We start from the raw sequence: 16,418 nt of genomic DNA, 5'->3' as shown, positions 1-16,418 counted from the left end.
TGCCGGGCATGGACAGGCCAGACATCTTGACCGTACCGGCCGCTTTCCCGTTCGGCTGTCGGAGAGCGTCCCGCGTGCTGGAACGTCGATGGCGCTTACGCCGCCATTTGCCAAAAACGGCACCCAATTTGGTTACGTCTTGACATACTGCACGTCCAGAGGGAACCGCCCGCCGGCGTTCCCGCCCTTGTGCCCAACCTAGACACCGTAACCGTGATGGCTTTTTCCGCCAGGCGACCGCGTCGTAGTCCACCCGCTGGCCGCCCGGCAGGCCGGAGGCGTCCATGAGCCGGGCAGCCGGCGCGACGGCCTCGTTGCTGGAGCGTTGGATCGACCGCGACGCGCGCTGGTGGCGCGGCGTGCTGTGGGTGCTGCTGCCTGCACTGCTGGGCGCGGTGCTGGTGGTGCAGGGGCTGGCGGCGTGGCGCGCCCATGACCGGGCGGGCGACCGGGCGCAGATGCTGCAGGCCGCGGCCGACCGCCTGGTGCACCAGACCAGCGGCGGCCCGATGCTGGGCGCGGTCACGCTGCTGGGGCTGTCAGAACCTTCGTTGAAGGCGCTGGCCCGGGGCGAGCTGCCGCCCGACGCGCCGGCGGCCCTGGCGCGCATGGCGCTGGTGCGCGACCGCTTCCTGGGCAGCGCGATGTTCGTCATCTCGGCCAGCGGCACGGTGGTGGCGCACGACAGCGCCGGTCCTTCCGCCGTCGGGCTCAACCTGGCGTACCGGCCGTACTTCCAGCAGGCCATGGGCGGCGTGGTCGCCGTCTACGCCGCGCTCGGCGCCAACACGCACGAGCGCGGCCTCTACTACGCCGCGCCGCTCTACGACAAGGAAACCCCCGTCAGCGCCATCATCGGCGTGGTGCTGTTCAAGGTGGCGTTCGAAACCTTCGACGCCGCGCTGACGCGGGTCGGCCAGCCCATGCTGCTGATGTCGCCGCAGGGCGTGGCGTTCGCCTCCACCCGGCCCGAATGGCTCTATGCGGTGGCGCCGCCGCTCACCCAGGCCCGCATCGACGAGATCCGCGCGCTGCGGCAGTTCGGCCAGCGGTTCAACAACGGCGTGGCCTCGGCGCTGCCCTTCCGGCCCGACGCGAGGGAGGCGCTGGTCGACGGCGTGCGCTACGCCATCGAATGGCGTGCCATCGACTGGAACGACCCGGCCGGCCCCTGGCGGCTGGTGATGCTGGACGACGTGAGCGCGCTGGTGCCGCTGGCCGAGCGGCTCTGGGTGGGCGCGGCGGCCTTCGTGCTGCTGGCGCTGCTGGGCGCGATGGTGCGGGACATGGTGCGCAACCGCCTGCGCATGCGCGCCGCGATGGAACGCTTCGGCGTGCTGGGCGCCGCGCTGGAAAGCAGCCCGGTGGCCGTCACCATCACCGACGCGGACGGCCGCATCGAGTGGGTCAACCCCCAATACGAGCGCAAGACCGGCTACAGCCTGGCGGAGGTGCGGGGTGCCAAGCCCTCCATCGTCGCGAGCGGCCAGACGCCGCGCGAGACCTACGCCGGCATGTGGTCGCAGCTGCTCGCCGGCCAGTCCTGGCGCGGATCGTTCATCAACCGGCGCAAGGACGGAACGCTCTACCACGACGAGGCCACGCTCTCGCCGGTGTTCGACGGCCAGGGCCGGCGCATCGCCATCGTCGGCCTGCACGAGGACGTGACCGACCGTCGCCACCTGCAGGCCCAGGTCGCCGAGCAGCTCGCCTTCCAGCAGGCGCTGATCGACGCCATACCGGTGCCGCTCTTCTACAAGGGCGCGGACGGCCGCTACATCGGCTTCAACCGGGCCTACGAGCAGGCCTTCGGCGTGCAGCGCACCGACCTCATCGGCAAGACGGTGCTGGAGCTGGACTTCCTGCCGGCCGAGGCCCGCGCCCGCTTCGAGAGCGACGCGCGGGCCGCCGTGGCCGGCGAGCAATGGGTGCACAAGGAGGTCGACCTGCCCTACGCCGACGGCGCGCTGCACCACACGCTCTTCTGGCTGCACGGCTTCAGCCGCCCCGACGGCTCCCCCGGCGGAGCCATCGGCACGTTCGTGGACATCACCGACCGCCAGCGCGCCGAACGCGACCTGCGCCGCGCCAAGGAGCTGGCCGAGGAAACCGCCGCGCTCAAGTCCAGCTTCCTGGCCAACATGAGCCACGAGATCCGCACGCCCATGAACGCCATCATCGGCATGTCGCACCTGGCGCTGAGGTCGGGGCTGAACGCGCGGCAGATGGGCTACATCTCCAAGATCCAGCAGGCGGGACAGCACCTGCTGGGCGTGATCAACGACATCCTGGACTTCTCCAAGATCGAGGCCGGCAAGCTGGTGGTCGAGAACCAGCCCTTCGTGCTGGACCGCATGCTGGGCGGCGTGGCCGACGTGGTGGGCTACAAGGCCGCGGCCAAGGGGCTGGAGCTGGTGCTGGACGTGGCGGCCGACGTGCCCGCCCACCTCGTGGGCGACGCCCTGCGACTGGGGCAGATCCTCATCAACTATGCCAACAACGCGGTCAAGTTCACCGAGGCCGGCGAGATCCACGTCCTGGTGCGGGTGGTGGAGGCCGTGGGCGCGCGCGTGGTGCTGCGCTTCGAGGTGCGCGACACCGGCATCGGCATCGCGCCCGAGCAGATGGGGCGCCTCTTCCAGAGCTTCCAGCAGGCCGACACGTCCACCACGCGCCGCTACGGCGGCACCGGCCTGGGCCTGGCGATCTGCAAGAACCTGGCCGAGCTGATGGGCGGCGAGGCCGGCGCCGAAAGCACGCCGGGCGTGGGCTCGTCGTTCTGGGTCACGGTGCCGCTGGAGCGCGGCGAGGCGCTCCAGGCCCTGCCGCCGCCCGCCGGCCTGCGCGAGGGCCGCGTGCTGGTGGTGGACGACAACGCCACCGCCGCCACGGTGCTGGCCGACATGCTGCAGGCCATGGGCTTCGAGGCGACGCAGGTGCATTCCGGCGACCAGGCGCTGCAGGCCCTGGCGCAGGCCCGCGCCACGGGGCAGCACTTCGGCCTGCTACTGCTCGACTGGCAGATGCCGGGCATGGACGGCATCGAGCTCGCGCGCCGCATTCGCGCCCTGGGCTGGGACCGGGTGCCGCAGATGCTGATGGTGACCGCCCATGGGCGCGAGGAGCTGAGCCGGGCCGCGCGCGACGAAGGCATCGACTCGGTGCTGGTCAAGCCGGTGAGCGCCTCGGTACTGCACGACGCGCTGATGCAGCCGCTGGAGCACGGCTGGCTGCCCAGCCACGCGCCGCTGCTGCAGCCCGTGCCCGAAGAACTGCCCGCGTCGCTGCGCGGCGCGCACGTTCTGCTGGTGGAAGACAACGCGCTGAACCAGCTCGTCGCCACCGAGCTCCTGCGCGACGCGGGCCTCCGGGTGGACGTGGCCGACGACGGCCAGGCAGCGCTCGAGTGCATCGAGCGCCAGCGCTACGACGTGGTGCTGATGGACATGCAGATGCCGGTGATGGACGGCGAGACCGCCACCCGCCGCCTGCGCGCCGATCCGCGCCATGCCGGCCTGCCCATCATCGCCATGACCGCCAACGCCATGGAAGCCGATCGCCAGCGCTGCTTTGCCGCCGGCATGAACGACCACGTGGCCAAGCCGATCGACCCGCCGGTGCTGTGGGCCGCGCTGATGCGCTGGATCGCGCCACGCGGGGAGGGCGCCCCGGCCGGGGCGCCTGGCCGGCCGCCCCTGCCGCGCCCGCATGGCACCCCTGCCGCCGTGCGGCTGCCCCGCGACGTGGCGGGGCTGGACGCCGCCCTGGGCCTGCAGCGCGCCCTGGGCAAGCCCGCGCTCTATGCCGACATGCTGCGCCGGTTCGCGCAGGGCCAGCGCGGCACCGACCGCGCCCTGGAGGCGGCGGAGCAGGCGGGCGACGCGGCGCTGGCCGAGCGCCTGGTGCACACCTTGCGGTCGGTGGCTGCCAACATCGGCGCGCGCGGGCTGGCCGACCAGGCGCATGCGCTGGAGCAGTCGCTGCGGGCCGGCGAGCCCCCCGCCGCGCGCCAGCAGCTGCGCGACGCCATGGCCCTGTCGCTGGCCGTGCTGCTGCGCGGGCTGGACGCCTGGATGGACGAGACCATCACGTCGCCCGCCGCATCCGCCGACCCGGACGCCCCGCCGCCCGGCGAGGCCCTGCGCCACCTGGCGGCCCTGCTGCGGCAGGACGACCCCGCCGCGCTCGACTGCCTGGAGCAGCACCGCGCCGCGCTGCAGGCGGCGCTGGGCGATGCCTTCGAGCGGCTGGAGCGCAGCACCCGCGCATTCGAGTTCGACGCGGCGCTGGCCGTGCTGGCCCGCGCCGGCCCGGAGTGACCGCAGTGCAGCCGCCGACGAAAGCCCATTCGACCCCCGTTCTTGCAGGAGCCGCCACCATGGATTCGACCTTGCCAGCCGACCCCCGCGACCGTTTCGCGGACAAGCCCAGCGCCACGGTGCTGGTGGTGGACGACACGCCCGACAACCTCACGCTGATGGGCAACCTGCTGGCGGGCCGCTACCACGTGCGGGTGGCCAACGGCGGCGAGAAGGCGCTCAGGATCGCGCAATCGGCCACGCCGCCCGACCTGATCCTGCTGGACATCATGATGCCCGGCATGGACGGCCATGAAGTCTGCCGGCGCCTGAAGGCCCATGCGGCCACCCGCGACATTCCCGTCATCTTCCTGACGGCGCGCTCCGAATCGGAGGACGAGCGCGCCGGCCTGGCGCTGGGCGCGGTGGACTACATCACCAAGCCCATCAGCCCGCCGATCCTGCTGGCGCGGGTGCACACCCACCTGGCGCTCAAGGCCACGGCCGACTTCCTGCGCAACAAGAGCGCCTACCTGGAGCGCGAAGTGGCGCTGCGCACGCTGGAGGTGCAGGCGATCCAGGACGTGACCATCATGGCCATGACCTCGCTCGCCGAAACCCGCGACAACGAGACGGGCAACCACATCCGCCGCACCCAGCTGTACGTGAAGGTGCTGGCCGAGCGCCTGCGCCGCCACCCGCGCTTCGAATACCTGCTGAACGACCGCACCATCGACCTGCTCTACAAGTCGGCGCCGCTGCACGACATCGGCAAGATCGGCATTCCCGACAGCATCCTGCTCAAGCCCGGGCCGCTGACGGCCGAGGAATTCGAGATCATGAAGACGCACACCACGCTCGGGCGCGAGGCCATCGAGAAGGCCGAGCGGCGGCTGGGCATGCGGGTCGCCTTTCTCAGCACGTCCAAGGAGATCGCCTACAGCCACCAGGAGAAGTGGGACGGCAGCGGCTACCCGCAGGGGCTGCGGGGCGACGACATTCCGGTGTCGGCCCGGCTGATGGCGGTGGCGGACGTGTACGACGCGCTCATCAGCCGCCGCGTGTACAAGCCCGCCTACACCCACGAGCAGGCCTGCGGCACCATCGTGCGCGGCCGGGGCAACCATTTCGATCCCGACATGGTGGACGCCTTCGTGGAGGTGGCCGAGGACTTCAGGCAGATCACGGTGAAGTACCCCGACGACGACGGCGCGTGACCCCGGCGGGCGCCCGCCGTGCGCAGGCGGGCCGGGCCGCCCTCAGAAAGGCGCGGGCGCGGGCTTGTCGCCGGCTTCCGCCGCCGGGGCGGACGCCAAGGTATCGCCCGGGGTGGGCGCTGCATCGTCCGCCAGCACCGGCACATCCAGCGCGTCGGCCGCCTGGCGCACGGCCGCCTTGTCGCCCGCGCTGGCGAACTTGCTGTACTTGCTGAGGATGGGCACCAGCTGGCCGTAGATGCGCGGCGCGCCGGCCAGGCATTCGCGCTGTTCCATGAAGTCGGCCTCGCCGGTGAAGTTGCCCACCAGGCCGCCCGCTTCCGTCACCAGCAGGGAGCCGGCCGCCACGTCCCAGATCGACAGGCCCGTCTCGAAGAAGCCCTCGGTGAAGCCGGCGGCCACGTAGGCCAGGTCCAGCGCGGCGGCGCCGGGGCGGCGCAGGCCGGCGGTGCGCTGCATCACGTCGGCCATGATGTTCAGGTAGTTCTTGAAGTTGTCGCCCGGGCGGAACGGGAAGCCGGTGGAGATCAGCGATTCCTTGAGCTGCGTGCGCTTGGAGACGCGGATGCGGCGCTCGTTCAGGTAGGCGCCGCGGCCCTTGGTGGCGGTGAAAAGGTCGTTGCGGGTGGGGTCGTAGATGACCGCCTGCTCGACCTTGCCGCGCACGGCCAGCGCGATGCTGACGCAGTAGACGGGAAAGCCGTGGATGAAGTTGGTGGTGCCGTCCAGCGGGTCGATGATCCAGATGAATTCGGAATCCTTGGCGCCATGGCTGGTGCCCGATTCTTCGGCCAGGATGCCGTGGCCCGGGTAGGCGCCCAGCAGCGTCTCGATGATGATCTTCTCGCTGGCGTGGTCCACTTCGGTCACGAAGTCGTTGATCTGCTTTTGCGAGATGCGCACGGATTCCACGTCCAGCGCCGCGCGGTTGATGATGGCGCCGGCGGCGCGTGCGGCCTTGATGGCCACGTTGAGCATGGGATGCAGATTGGTCGACATTGGATTGTGATGAAGGAGCGGTGGAGCGCCGGGGGGCTCCGGATGGACGGCGCGCCGGGCGATGCCGGCGCGCAAAGGCGGCATTTTACCCAGGACGCGCCGATTCGCCGAGGCGGCGACAATCGCCGCCTGTCGCGCCCCGCCCGGGCGCACCGTTTCCCCTTCCTCGGCTTCCCGCATGAAAACCCGCTTCATCCTCATCCAGACCAGCCATGCCGGCAACGTGGGCGCCACGGCGCGCGCCATGAAGACCATGGGTTTCGACGACCTGGTGCTGGTGGCCCCGCGCTGGGCCAACGTGCTGCGGCGCGAGGAAACCATCCAGCGCGCGAGCGGGGCGCTGGACGTGCTGGCCAACGCCCGCATCGTCGCCACGCTGGACGAGGCGCTGGACGGCATCAGCCACCTGTGCGCCACGGCGATGACGCCGCGCGACTTCGGGCCGCCCACGCGCGAGCCCCGGGCGCATTTCGAGATGCTATTGAAAAGTGAGCATCAGGCCCAGGAATATCAAGCGCTGGAGCCTGATTTGACTGCGAATCTGGCAGCTGGGGCGCCTGCGGGGGAGGCCGGCGTGGCCTTCCTCTTCGGCAGCGAGCGCTTCGGCATGGCCAACGAGGACGTCTACCGCTGCCATGTGGCGCTCTCCATTCCCACCGATCCGCAGTTCGGCTCGCTCAACCTGGGCGCGGCGGTGCAGGTGATCGCCTACGAGTGGCGCCAGGCGCTGGGCGGCTTCGGGTCGCCGGCCCCGGCAGGCGCAGGCGCCGCCCCGGCGCGGGCCGACGCCCGGCAGGTCGCGGGCATGCTCGCGCACTGGGAGCGGGCGCTGGTCGAGATCGGCTTTCTCGACCCCGCCGCGCCCAAGAAGCTCATGCCCCGGCTGAACCAGCTGTTCAATCGCGCGCAACTGGGGCAGGAGGAGATCCACATCCTGCGCGGCGTGGCCAAAGCCATGCTGGAGACAGCGGAGCGCGCGCGGCGATAGACTGCGCGCCGTTGTCCGGGTCGTCGCCGATGGCCCGGGGCCCCTCAAAGAACCCGCTCGTTCCATGTTCCGTCGCCTCCGCTCCGATATCCAGTGCATCCTCGACCGCGATCCTGCCGCACGCAGCACGTGGGAGGTGGTGACCTGCTACCCGGGCCTGCACGCGATCTGGCTGCACCGACCGGCCCACTGGTGCTGGCAGCACGGGCTGAAGTGGCCGGGGCGCTTCATCTCCAACTTCTCGCGTTGGCTCACAGGCATCGAGATCCACCCGGGCGCGGTGATCGGCGAGCGCGTGTTCTTCGACCATGCCATGGGCGTGGTGGTGGGCGAGACCGCCGTGATCGGCGACGGCTGCACCATCTACCAGGGCGTCACGCTGGGCGGCACCTCGCTCTACAAGGGCGCCAAGCGCCACCCCACGCTCGGGCGCGACGTGGTGGTGAGCGCGGGCGCCAAGGTGCTGGGCGGCTTCGAGGTGGGCGACGGCGCCAAGATCGGCAGCAATGCGGTGGTCATCAAGCCGGTGCCGGCAGGCGCCACGGCGGTGGGCATTCCGGCGCGCATCATTCCGTCCAGGAGCGGCGCCAGCGCCGACGTCACCGAGCCGCAGCCCGCGCGCAGCTTCACGGCCTACGGCATCACCCAGGAAGACGACCCGCTGTCGCAGGCCATGCGCGGGCTGATCGACAACGCCTCGTCGCAGGAGCGGCAGATCGCGCTGCTCTGGGAAGCGATCGAGAAGCTGGCCCGCACCGCGCCGCAGGCCGGCGGCTGCGTGCCGGGCGACGCGGCGCGCTGCGAGCAGTTCGAGGCCGAGCGGCTGAACGCGCTGGTGGGCAAGTAAAGCGCCAAGCGAAGGCGTCGCCTGCCGCCTGTTTGCTATGAAAAGAATAGCTGCATGCGCTTGATACACAAGCGCCTGCGGCCTCTGGGACTGCTATGGAGGCCGGTTCAGTCGCGCGCCGGCCGCTGCGCGTTCTTGGGCCGGAAGGCCTTGCACACCGCGTCCCGCGTCTCGATGTACGGCCCGCCGATCAGGTCGATGCAGTAGGGCACCGCCGCGAAGATGCCCGGCACCGACTGCGCGCCCGCCGCGTCCTTCACGCCGCCCAGGGTCTCGGCGATCGCCTTGGGCTGGCCCGGCAGGTTGATGATGAGCGCCTTGCCGCGCACCACCGCCACCTGGCGCGAGAGGATCGCCGTGGGCACGAAGTGCAGCGAGATCTGGCGCATCTGCTCGCCGAAGCCCGGCATCTCCTTGTGCGCCACCGCCAGCGTGGCCTCGGGCGTCACGTCGCGCAGGGCGGGGCCGGTGCCGCCCGTGGTCAGCACCAGGTCGCAGCCGGAGACGTCCACCAGGTCCCGCAGCGTCTGCGCGATGGTGGCCTGGTCGTCCGCGATCAGGCGCGGCTCGTAGCTCACCGGGTTCAGCAGCGCCCGGTCCAGCCAGTCCTGCAGCGCGGGCAGGCCCTTGTCCTCGTACACGCCGCTGCTGGCGCGGTCGCTGACCGAGACGATGCCGATGCGCACGGCGTCGCAGCGCGGGTCGGGCATGGGGGCGGGGGGATTCAGGGTGTCAGTCATCGGTGGGCGCTCCTTCGTCGTGGGCTTCGGTGCTCGCATCGTCCATCTGCTCGCGCACCAGCTGGAACAGCTCGCGGTAGGCGCGGCCCTTGCGCGGGGCCAGGCCCTGCGACACCTGCACGTTGGCGACCTTGCCCTCGGGCTGCGCGTCCTTGCGCGCCTGGCGGATCAGCGCGCGGATCTGCTGGGTGTCGGTGCGCGGGAACTGCTCCAGCCATTCGGCCAGCGCGCCGTCCTCGGCGATCAGCCGTTCGCGCCACTGCTCGGCCTGGTGCAGCGCCAGCTTCTCGCTGGCCGATCCGCTGTGCTGCTCCTGCAAGGCGGCCTGGGCGGCCTGCACGGTGGCCTCGTCGAGCTTGCGCATCAGCTTGCCGACGTATTGCATCTGGCGGCGCTTGCCCTCGAAGTTGGTGATGCGCCTGGCCTCGGCCAGCGCGTCGGCCAGCTTTTCCGGCAGCTGCAGGCGCTCCAGCAGGTCGGCGCGCAGCGTGAGCAGGTCGCGGCCCAGGTCCTGCAGCGCATCGCTTTCGCGCTTCAGGTCGGTGCGGCTCGACTCGCTCGTGCCTTTGAGCTCGGCCTTGAGCTGGATGTCCAGTTCGCTGCCCTCGGCGACGAACTGGCCTCGCACGAAGTAGCCTTTGGTGGGTTTGCGTGACATGGTGGGGGAGGCGGGAAGGGAGACAGGGGCGCGGCTCGACAAGCCGAAGCGCGCCCGGAGAAAAGACCCGGCTCCATGGCGCCGGGGAGCGGCAAGTATCATAGCTGCCGATATGAATACACCCCGTGCACACGCCGCCCAAGGCGCCGATTCCGCCCCTGCCGACAACGGCTTCAGCTACACCCGTTCGTTCTTCGAAGGCCTGGTTGACCACGCCCTGGCGCATGCGCTGACGCTCGGCGCGACCGACGCGGGCGCCGAGGCCTCGGAGGGCTGCGGCCTGTCGGTGAACGTGCGCAAGGGCGAGCTGGAGACCGTGGAGCGCAACCGCGACAAGTCGCTGGGCGTGACGGTGTACGTGGGCCACCGGCGCGGCAACGCCAGCACGTCGGACTTCTCCCTCGCGGCCATCGAGCGCACCGTGCAGGCCGCGCACGACATCGCCCGCTTCACCGCCGAAGACCCCGTGGCCGGCCTGCCCGACGCGGCCGACATCGCGCCCGAGGCCACGCACCGCGACCTGCAGCTCTTCCACCCCTGGGCCATCGACAGCGAAACCGCGGCCCGGCTGGCGCTGGAATGCGAGGAGGCGGCGCTCGGCACGCACAAGCGCATCACCAACAGCGAGGGCGCGGGCGTGTCGGCCCAGCAGAGCCATTTCTTCAGCGCCCACACGCGCGGCTTTCGCGGCGGCTATGCCAGCTCGCGCCACAGCATGTCGGTGGCGCCCATCGCCTCGCTGCCCGGCCGCAATGCCGAAATGCAGCGCGACGCCTGGTACAGCTCCATGCGCGACGCGGCCGAGCTGGCGGCGCCCGCGCGCATCGGCCGCTACGCCGCCGAGCGCGCCCTGAGCCGGCTGGGCAGCCGCAAGATCGCCACCACCGAATGCCCGGTGCTGTTCGAATCGCCTCTGGCGGCCGGCCTGCTGGGCGGCTTCGTACAGGCGGTGAGCGGCGGCGCGCTCTACCGCAAGAGCAGCTTCCTGCTCGATTCGCTCGGCCAGCGCGTCTTCCCCCAGCACATCGACGTGGTGGAAGACCCCTTCCTGCTGCGCGGCAAGGGCAGCTCGCCGTTCGATGAAGAGGGCGTGCGCGTGGCGGCCCGCAAGGTGGTCAACGCCGGCCGGGTCGAGGGCTACTTTCTCTCTACCTATTCGGCGCGCAAGCTGGGCATGAAGACCACCGGCAATGCCGGCGGCTCGCACAACCTGAGCCTCACCTCGCGCCACACCCGGCCGGGCGACGATCTGGATGCCATGCTGAAGAAGCTCGGCACCGGCCTCTTCGTGATCGAGCTGATGGGCCAGGGCGTGAACTACGTCACCGGCGACTATTCGCGTGGCGCCAGCGGCTTCTGGGTGGAGAACGGCGAGATCGCCTTCCCGGTGCACGAGATCACCATCGCCGGCAACCTGAAGGACATGTTCCGCGGCATCGAGGCCGTGGGCTCGGACGCCTACAACTACGGCGCCAAGACGGTCGGCTCCGTGCTTATCAATCGCATGAAGGTGGCGGGCAGCTGATCGGCCCTGCTTGCGTCCAGGCAAAAAAAGACCCGCCGAGGCGGGTCGAATTGCTTGAAAAGCAAAGGGAGGGTTGTCGGCTGGAGGGCCGACGAGAGTGATCTTAGGGCGCGGCCTGCGTTTTGTGGCGTCCGGATGTGCCGTCTGATGGAAACGCGCCGTTGAGTCGTCCCACCGCTTTCCACCCTGCTGCGGCATCGTCCTACGGCCGCATGCGCCCGGCGCGAACGCCTGTCGTCTCAGGGTTTTCTAGGATGGCTCCATCTCCATTTTTCCGGTTTTTCCGGTGAGAGGCTATCGTGAACAGTTGGTACCGCCTGGACCTGGGCAGCGAACGCAAGGCATTCGAGCCCGCCCGTCAGATTCAGCAGATCTTCATGGCCCGGTTCCTGATGGACAAGCCCGGCTCCGGCCGTGCGCTTTTCTCCAGCTACGACTCCGTCGCGGACCAGGTGCATCTGTTCTTCTCCCCTGCTGCCGCCGACGTGGCCGTGCGCTTTCGCGCCGTGCCCTGCGACAAGCCGGTGGCGCCGTCCTACCTGAGCCTGCTGGCCGGCGAGGGCGACGCCCTGTCCACCTACTTCCCCGAACCGCTGGCGGCCTGACGCCGCGAGCCCCACGCGCCCCGCATGCAGGGCCTTGGGCACGGCATCAGTCGTCGATGGACGCGCTCCAGCGCTGGCCCCAGTCCCGCGCCTGGTCGATGTTGCGGCGGTCGCGCTTGGTGGGCCGGCCCTCCTGCAGCGTCGCGGCCGGCTCGGGCGCCAGGCGGCGCATCTCGGCCGCTTCCGCCCGCCTGGCCAGGCTCTCGGCGGTTTCCTCGTAGAGCAGTTGCGCGGCCGGCGCCGGCCCGCGCAGGCCGCTCAAGGCGCGCACGGCCACGGTGCGCTCCACGGGCCCCTGGCGCATCACCAGGGTATCGCCCGGCCGCACCTCGCGCGACGGCTTCGCCAACTGGCCGTTGACCGTCACGCGGCCCTTGTCGATCTCCTGCGCCGACAGGCTGCGCGTCTTATAGAAACGTGCGCACCAGAGCCATTTGTCCAGCCGCATCGATGCCATGGGGGTTGTGGTCATTGACGCCATTGTGCCTATGCGCAGCCGGGGGCGCACCCTCCGGCCGAGGCGCAACGGCCCCGGCCCGCCAAAGACCCTGCACCTATACTTCGCGGCTTCGTTTTCCCGTCACCATCCAGTCGCCCATGCCTCTTTCACGCCGCGTTTTCGCCATCGGCCTCGGCCTCGCCACGGCGCTGTCCGTTCCCCTGTCCGCACAGTCCCAGGACCGGGTGCTCACGGTCGCCTCCAGCGCCACCTATGCCCCCTTCGCGTTCGAGAACAAGGACAAGCAGATCGTCGGTTTCGACATCGACATCATCAACGCCATCGCGAAGCAGCAGTCGCTGAAGATCAAGATCGTGAACACGCCCTGGAGCGGCATCTTCGCCGCGCTGAACAACGGCGACGTGGACCTGGTCATCTCCGGTGTCACGATCAACGACAAGCGCCGCCAGAGCTACGACTTCACCGAACCCTACTTCGCGGCGCAGCAGCTGATCGCCGTGCCCAAGGCCAGCACGGTGACCTCGCTGAAGGACCTGGCGGGCAAGAAGGTCGCGGTGGTGAATGCCTCCACCGCGGACGACGTGGCCTCGCGCGAGTTCGGCAAGACCAGCCCGAACATCCGCCGCTTCGAGAGCACGCCGCTCATCATTTCCGAGCTCGCCGGTGGCGGGGTCGACGCGGCCATCGGCGACAACGGCGTGATCGCTTTCCGCGTGTCGCAGAACGCGGCGCTCAAGACCGTCGAAGATCCAGCCTTCCCCGTCGAGGGTTTCGGCATCGTGGTCAAGAAGGGCGACAAGGCGCTGCAGTCCAAGCTCAACGCCGGCCTGGCCGCCGTGCGTGCCGACGGCAGCTACAACCAGATCTACAAGAAGTGGTTCGGCAAGGACTACCAGCCGCGCTGATCTGCGATCTGAAGTCCCCGCCGCTGTTCCGGGCCCGGGGAACAGGCGTTCGTGAACGCCGTGGTGAGCGGGTGCCGGGCGCGCCCGCTTTCTCTTTTGGCACGGCGGTTGCCTTCCCTGCGGCTGGCAGCGCGGAAAGGGCAGCCTTGTGCTTCCCGTGAGTTTTGGAGAGGAAAATGCCATGCAGCCTGTCGAGTGGTTTGGCTGGTTCCGGCCGGACATCCTGGTGGAGTACAAGGACCTGTTCATCCAGGGCGCCTGGATGACGCTCGGGGTCACCGTGGTCTGCGTGCTGGCGGGCGGTATCTGGGGGTTGCTGCTGGCCCTGGCGCGGCTGGCGCATGCGCGCCATGCTCCGTGGAGCGGGGTGTGCCGCTATCTGCTGCGCTGGCCGTCCACCGTGTACGTGAGCTTCTTTCGCGGCACGCCGCTCTTCGTGCAGATCCTGCTCATGCATTTTGCGGTGATGCCGCTCTTCATCCACCCCACGTCGGGGCTGCTGGTGACCGGGGACTTCGCGCGCACGCTCAAGCAGGACCACGGCGCGCTCATCTCGGGCATCGTGGCGCTGACGCTCAACTCCGCTGCCTACATCTCCGAGGTGTTTCGCGCCGGCATCCAGTCGATCGCGCGCGGCCAGTCCGACGCGGGCCGGTCATTGGGCTTCACGCCCGGCCAGGTGATGCGCCACGTGGTGCTGCCCCAGGCCTTTCGCCGCATGCTGCCGCCGCTGGGCAACAACGCGATCTCGCTGCTGAAGGACACCTCGCTGATCTCCGCGATCGGCCTGGCCGAGATGGCCTACGCCGCCCGCACGGTGGCCGGGGCGTACTCGCGCTACTGGGAGCCGTACCTCGCGATCGCGCTTGCCTACTGGCTGATGACGCTGGCGCTCACCGGCGGCCTGCGGCGGCTCGAACACCACCTGGCCCGCAGCGACCGGGTGTGAACGGGTCCTGGCATCGGCTGCTCCGGCTCAGGCACCGCCCGTCGGCGCGCCACCCGTCCCGGCCGCCAGCGGCACCCGCACGATGGCGTCCAGCCCTTCGACGCGGCTGCCCTGCAGGCGATTGACGAGGGCGATGCTGCCGCCCAGCGCCTGCACGATCTCCTGGCAGATCGCCAGGCCCAGGCCCGAGCCGGTGCGGATGTCGCCGGCCGAGAAGGGCTGGAAGAGCCGCGTGGCCAGCTCCGCATCGATGCCTGGCCCCTGGTCGGCGATGGTGAGCGCGGCATGGCGCCCATCGGTGCGCAGGTCCACCGTCAGCGTGCTGCCGGGCGGCGCGTGGCGCACGGCGTTGTGCAGCAGGTTGCGCGTGAGTTCGCGCAGCATCCATTCGTGCGCCTGCATGGGCGCGGGGTCGGTGTGGATGCCGAAATCCAGGTCGTTCTGCGCCACCAGGGGCGAGAGGTCCAGCGCCACCTCGCGCAGCACCGTGTCCAGCCGGGTGACGGGCGGGGTGCTCTGCTGGCGCAGCTGCTCCACCTTGGCCAGCGCCAGCATCTGGTTGGCCAGTTGCGTGGCGCGGTCCACCGTGTCGCCGATCTCGCGCAGGGCCTGGTCCGGCGGCGCGTCGCCCCGAAGGGCCGACTGCACCTGGGTCTTGAGCACGGCCAGCGGCGTGCGCAGCTGATGCGAGGCATCGCGCACGAAGCGTTTCTGGTGTTCCAGCAGGTGGGCCAGGCGCTGCATGACGCCGTTGGTCGCGTCAATGAGCGGCTGCAACTCGCGCGGCGCGGCGGGGGCCGTGATCGGGTCGAGCTCCTCTTCCGAGCGGGCCTGCAGGTGGGCGCTCAGCTGGCGCACCGGCCGCGTGGCGCGCTGCACCACCAGCACCACGATGAGCGCGATGGCGGCCACCAGCAATGCCTGGCGCGCCACCGTGGCCCACAGCATCTGCAGCGCCAGGGCCTGGCGCAGCTCCAGCGTCTCGGCGACCTGGATCACCGCCATGCCGCGCCCTTGCGGCGAAGACACGGGCTGCAGCAGCACGGCCACGCGCACCGGCTGGCCACGGAATTCGTCGTCGTAGAAGTCGACCAGCGCGGAATAGGGTGGCCGGGCCGGGATGCGCCCGCGCCAGACCGGCAGCTCGGCAAACCCCGACACCAGCTCGCCGTGCAGGTTGGAGACGCGGTAGAACATGCGGCTCTGGTTGTCGGCCTCGAAGGTCTCCAGCGCCGAATAGGGCACGATGGCGCGCAGGATGGCGGCGTCGTCGTAGCCGCTCACGTCCAGCTGCTCGCTGATGCTCTTGGTGGAGGCGAGCAGGGTGCGGTCGTAGGCGGTGTGCAGCGAATCCAGCGTCTCGCGGTAGAGGCTCAGCGTGTTGAACACCACGAACGCGATCACCGGCACCAGGATGCCCACCAGCAGCTGCCGGCGCAGTGATCGGGCGGCGGGCCGCCTTGGCGCGCGGCTCACGCCTCGGCCTTGAGCAGGTAGCCGAGGCCGCGCAGCGTCATCAGCGTGAGGCGGGTGCCGGCCAGCTTCTTGCGCAGGCGGTAGACCACGACCTCGATGGCCTCGTACTGCACGTCCAGCTGGCCCGGAAAGACCAGCTCGTAGAGCCGCTCCTTCGTCACCGCGTGGCCCGGCTGCGCCAGCAGGGCGTGCATCAGCGCCAGCTCGCGGGGGGTGAACTCCATCACCTCGTTGCCCAGGTAGATCGCTCCGCTCTCTTTTTCATAGCGTATGGCGCCGATCAGAAGGGCGCTGGAGGCCGATTTGGCCTCTGAAGGCTCGCCGCTGCGCCGCAGCAGGGCGCGCAGCCGGGCCTCCAGCTCGTCCAGGTCGAAGGGCTTGGGCAGGTAGTCGTCGGCGCCGGCGTTGAGGCCCAGCACGCGGTCGCCCACCGTGCCGCGTGCCGTCAGCAGCAGCACGGGGGTGCGCAGGCCCCGCGCGCGGGCCTGCTGCAGCACCTGCAGGCCGTCCAGGCCGGGCAGGCTGAGGTCGAGCACCACGGCATCGGGCGGCTGCGCCGTCCACTGCGCCAGGGCCTCGCGGCCGTCGCCCAGGGCCGTGACCTCCATGCCCCGGCGCGCCAGCGAGCGCTGCAGCGTGGCCTGCATGGCGGCGTCGTCTTCCACGAGTAACAGTTGCATGCGCGGCACCTTAGCACCGGCGATACGGGGGTGGCAGGTGGGTGTTTTCCCTGAGTCTGCGGACAGCCGTT

At 70.3% G+C, this 16,418-nt stretch carries 14 protein-coding genes; 8 read left to right on the top strand and 6 right to left on the bottom strand.

Annotated elements, in window-relative coordinates; genetic code table 11:
* The first annotated feature begins 284 nt into the window (after window positions 1-284).
* Window positions 285-4,319: a response regulator gene (locus ABWV53_RS09980; protein ID WP_353365401.1), complete on the top strand. Its 4,035-nt coding sequence runs from the start codon at window positions 285-287 to the stop codon at window positions 4,317-4,319.
* A 59-nt stretch (window positions 4,320-4,378) separates the two neighbouring features.
* Entirely contained in the window at window positions 4,379-5,515 is a 1,137-nt protein-coding gene (locus ABWV53_RS09975; protein WP_353365400.1) for a response regulator, read from the top strand.
* Between the two features lie 42 nt (window positions 5,516-5,557).
* Here the strand turns inward: ABWV53_RS09975 and ABWV53_RS09970 are convergent, their stop codons facing one another.
* Entirely contained in the window at window positions 5,558-6,514 is a 957-nt protein-coding gene (locus ABWV53_RS09970) for an inositol monophosphatase family protein (RefSeq protein ID WP_353365399.1), read from the bottom strand.
* Between the two features lie 178 nt (window positions 6,515-6,692).
* Between ABWV53_RS09970 and ABWV53_RS09965 the strand changes: the two genes are divergently transcribed.
* Together ABWV53_RS09965 and cysE are read left to right on the top strand one after the other, a co-directional pair.
* Entirely contained in the window at window positions 6,693-7,502 is an 810-nt protein-coding gene (locus tag ABWV53_RS09965) for an RNA methyltransferase (protein ID WP_353365397.1), read from the top strand.
* 64 nt (window positions 7,503-7,566) lie between these two features.
* Window positions 7,567-8,349: a serine O-acetyltransferase gene (gene cysE / locus ABWV53_RS09960; protein WP_353365395.1), complete on the top strand. Its 783-nt coding sequence runs from the start codon at window positions 7,567-7,569 to the stop codon at window positions 8,347-8,349.
* Window positions 8,350-8,456: 107 nt separating this feature from the next.
* On the opposite strand, the gene mog is transcribed toward cysE, so the two are convergent.
* On the bottom strand, window positions 8,457-9,059 hold the full coding sequence (mog, locus tag ABWV53_RS09955) for a molybdopterin adenylyltransferase (RefSeq protein ID WP_353366686.1): 603 nt from the start codon (window positions 9,057-9,059) through the stop codon (window positions 8,457-8,459).
* Between the two features lie 22 nt (window positions 9,060-9,081).
* Window positions 9,082-9,747 (bottom strand): ribosome biogenesis factor YjgA, encoded by a 666-nt coding sequence (gene yjgA / locus ABWV53_RS09950; RefSeq protein WP_353365393.1) that lies wholly within the window; start codon window positions 9,745-9,747, stop codon window positions 9,082-9,084.
* 112 nt (window positions 9,748-9,859) lie between these two features.
* Between yjgA and pmbA the strand changes: the two genes are divergently transcribed.
* Together pmbA and ABWV53_RS09940 are read left to right on the top strand one after the other, a co-directional pair.
* Entirely contained in the window at window positions 9,860-11,272 is a 1,413-nt protein-coding gene (gene pmbA, locus ABWV53_RS09945) for a metalloprotease PmbA (RefSeq protein WP_353365391.1), read from the top strand.
* Between the two features lie 299 nt (window positions 11,273-11,571).
* A complete protein-coding gene (locus ABWV53_RS09940; RefSeq protein WP_353365389.1) occupies window positions 11,572-11,877 on the top strand; it encodes a hypothetical protein in 306 nt (101 codons plus the stop codon).
* Between the two features lie 46 nt (window positions 11,878-11,923).
* Here ABWV53_RS09940 and ABWV53_RS09935 read toward each other — a convergent pair whose 3' ends face one another.
* The gene (locus ABWV53_RS09935; RefSeq protein WP_353365387.1) at window positions 11,924-12,349 is read right to left on the bottom strand and encodes an RNA-binding S4 domain-containing protein; all 426 of its coding nucleotides are present in this window, start codon (window positions 12,347-12,349) and stop codon (window positions 11,924-11,926) included.
* 125 nt (window positions 12,350-12,474) lie between these two features.
* Between ABWV53_RS09935 and ABWV53_RS09930 the strand changes: the two genes are divergently transcribed.
* Complete coding sequence (locus ABWV53_RS09930) at window positions 12,475-13,242, top strand: basic amino acid ABC transporter substrate-binding protein (protein WP_353365385.1); 768 nt, start codon at window positions 12,475-12,477, stop codon at window positions 13,240-13,242.
* A gap of 181 nt (window positions 13,243-13,423) precedes the next feature.
* Window positions 13,424-14,191 (top strand): amino acid ABC transporter permease, encoded by a 768-nt coding sequence (locus tag ABWV53_RS09925; RefSeq protein WP_353365383.1) that lies wholly within the window; start codon window positions 13,424-13,426, stop codon window positions 14,189-14,191.
* A 27-nt stretch (window positions 14,192-14,218) separates the two neighbouring features.
* On the opposite strand, the gene ABWV53_RS09920 is transcribed toward ABWV53_RS09925, so the two are convergent.
* Both ABWV53_RS09920 and ABWV53_RS09915 read right to left on the bottom strand, forming a co-directional pair.
* Window positions 14,219-15,667 (bottom strand): sensor histidine kinase, encoded by a 1,449-nt coding sequence (locus ABWV53_RS09920; RefSeq protein ID WP_353365381.1) that lies wholly within the window; start codon window positions 15,665-15,667, stop codon window positions 14,219-14,221.
* A complete protein-coding gene (locus ABWV53_RS09915; RefSeq protein WP_353365379.1) occupies window positions 15,664-16,347 on the bottom strand; it encodes a response regulator transcription factor in 684 nt (227 codons plus the stop codon). Before ABWV53_RS09915 ends, ABWV53_RS09920 begins: the two co-directional genes overlap by 4 nt.
* Between the last annotated feature and the right edge of the window lie 71 nt (window positions 16,348-16,418).

The sequence above is a fragment of the Acidovorax sp. FG27 genome, from assembly GCF_040365715.1.
Classification (GTDB): Bacteria; Pseudomonadota; Gammaproteobacteria; order Burkholderiales; family Burkholderiaceae_C; genus Paracidovorax.
Note: the sequence above shows the minus strand (reverse complement) of the source record. Positions and strands in the feature narration are given on the sequence as shown.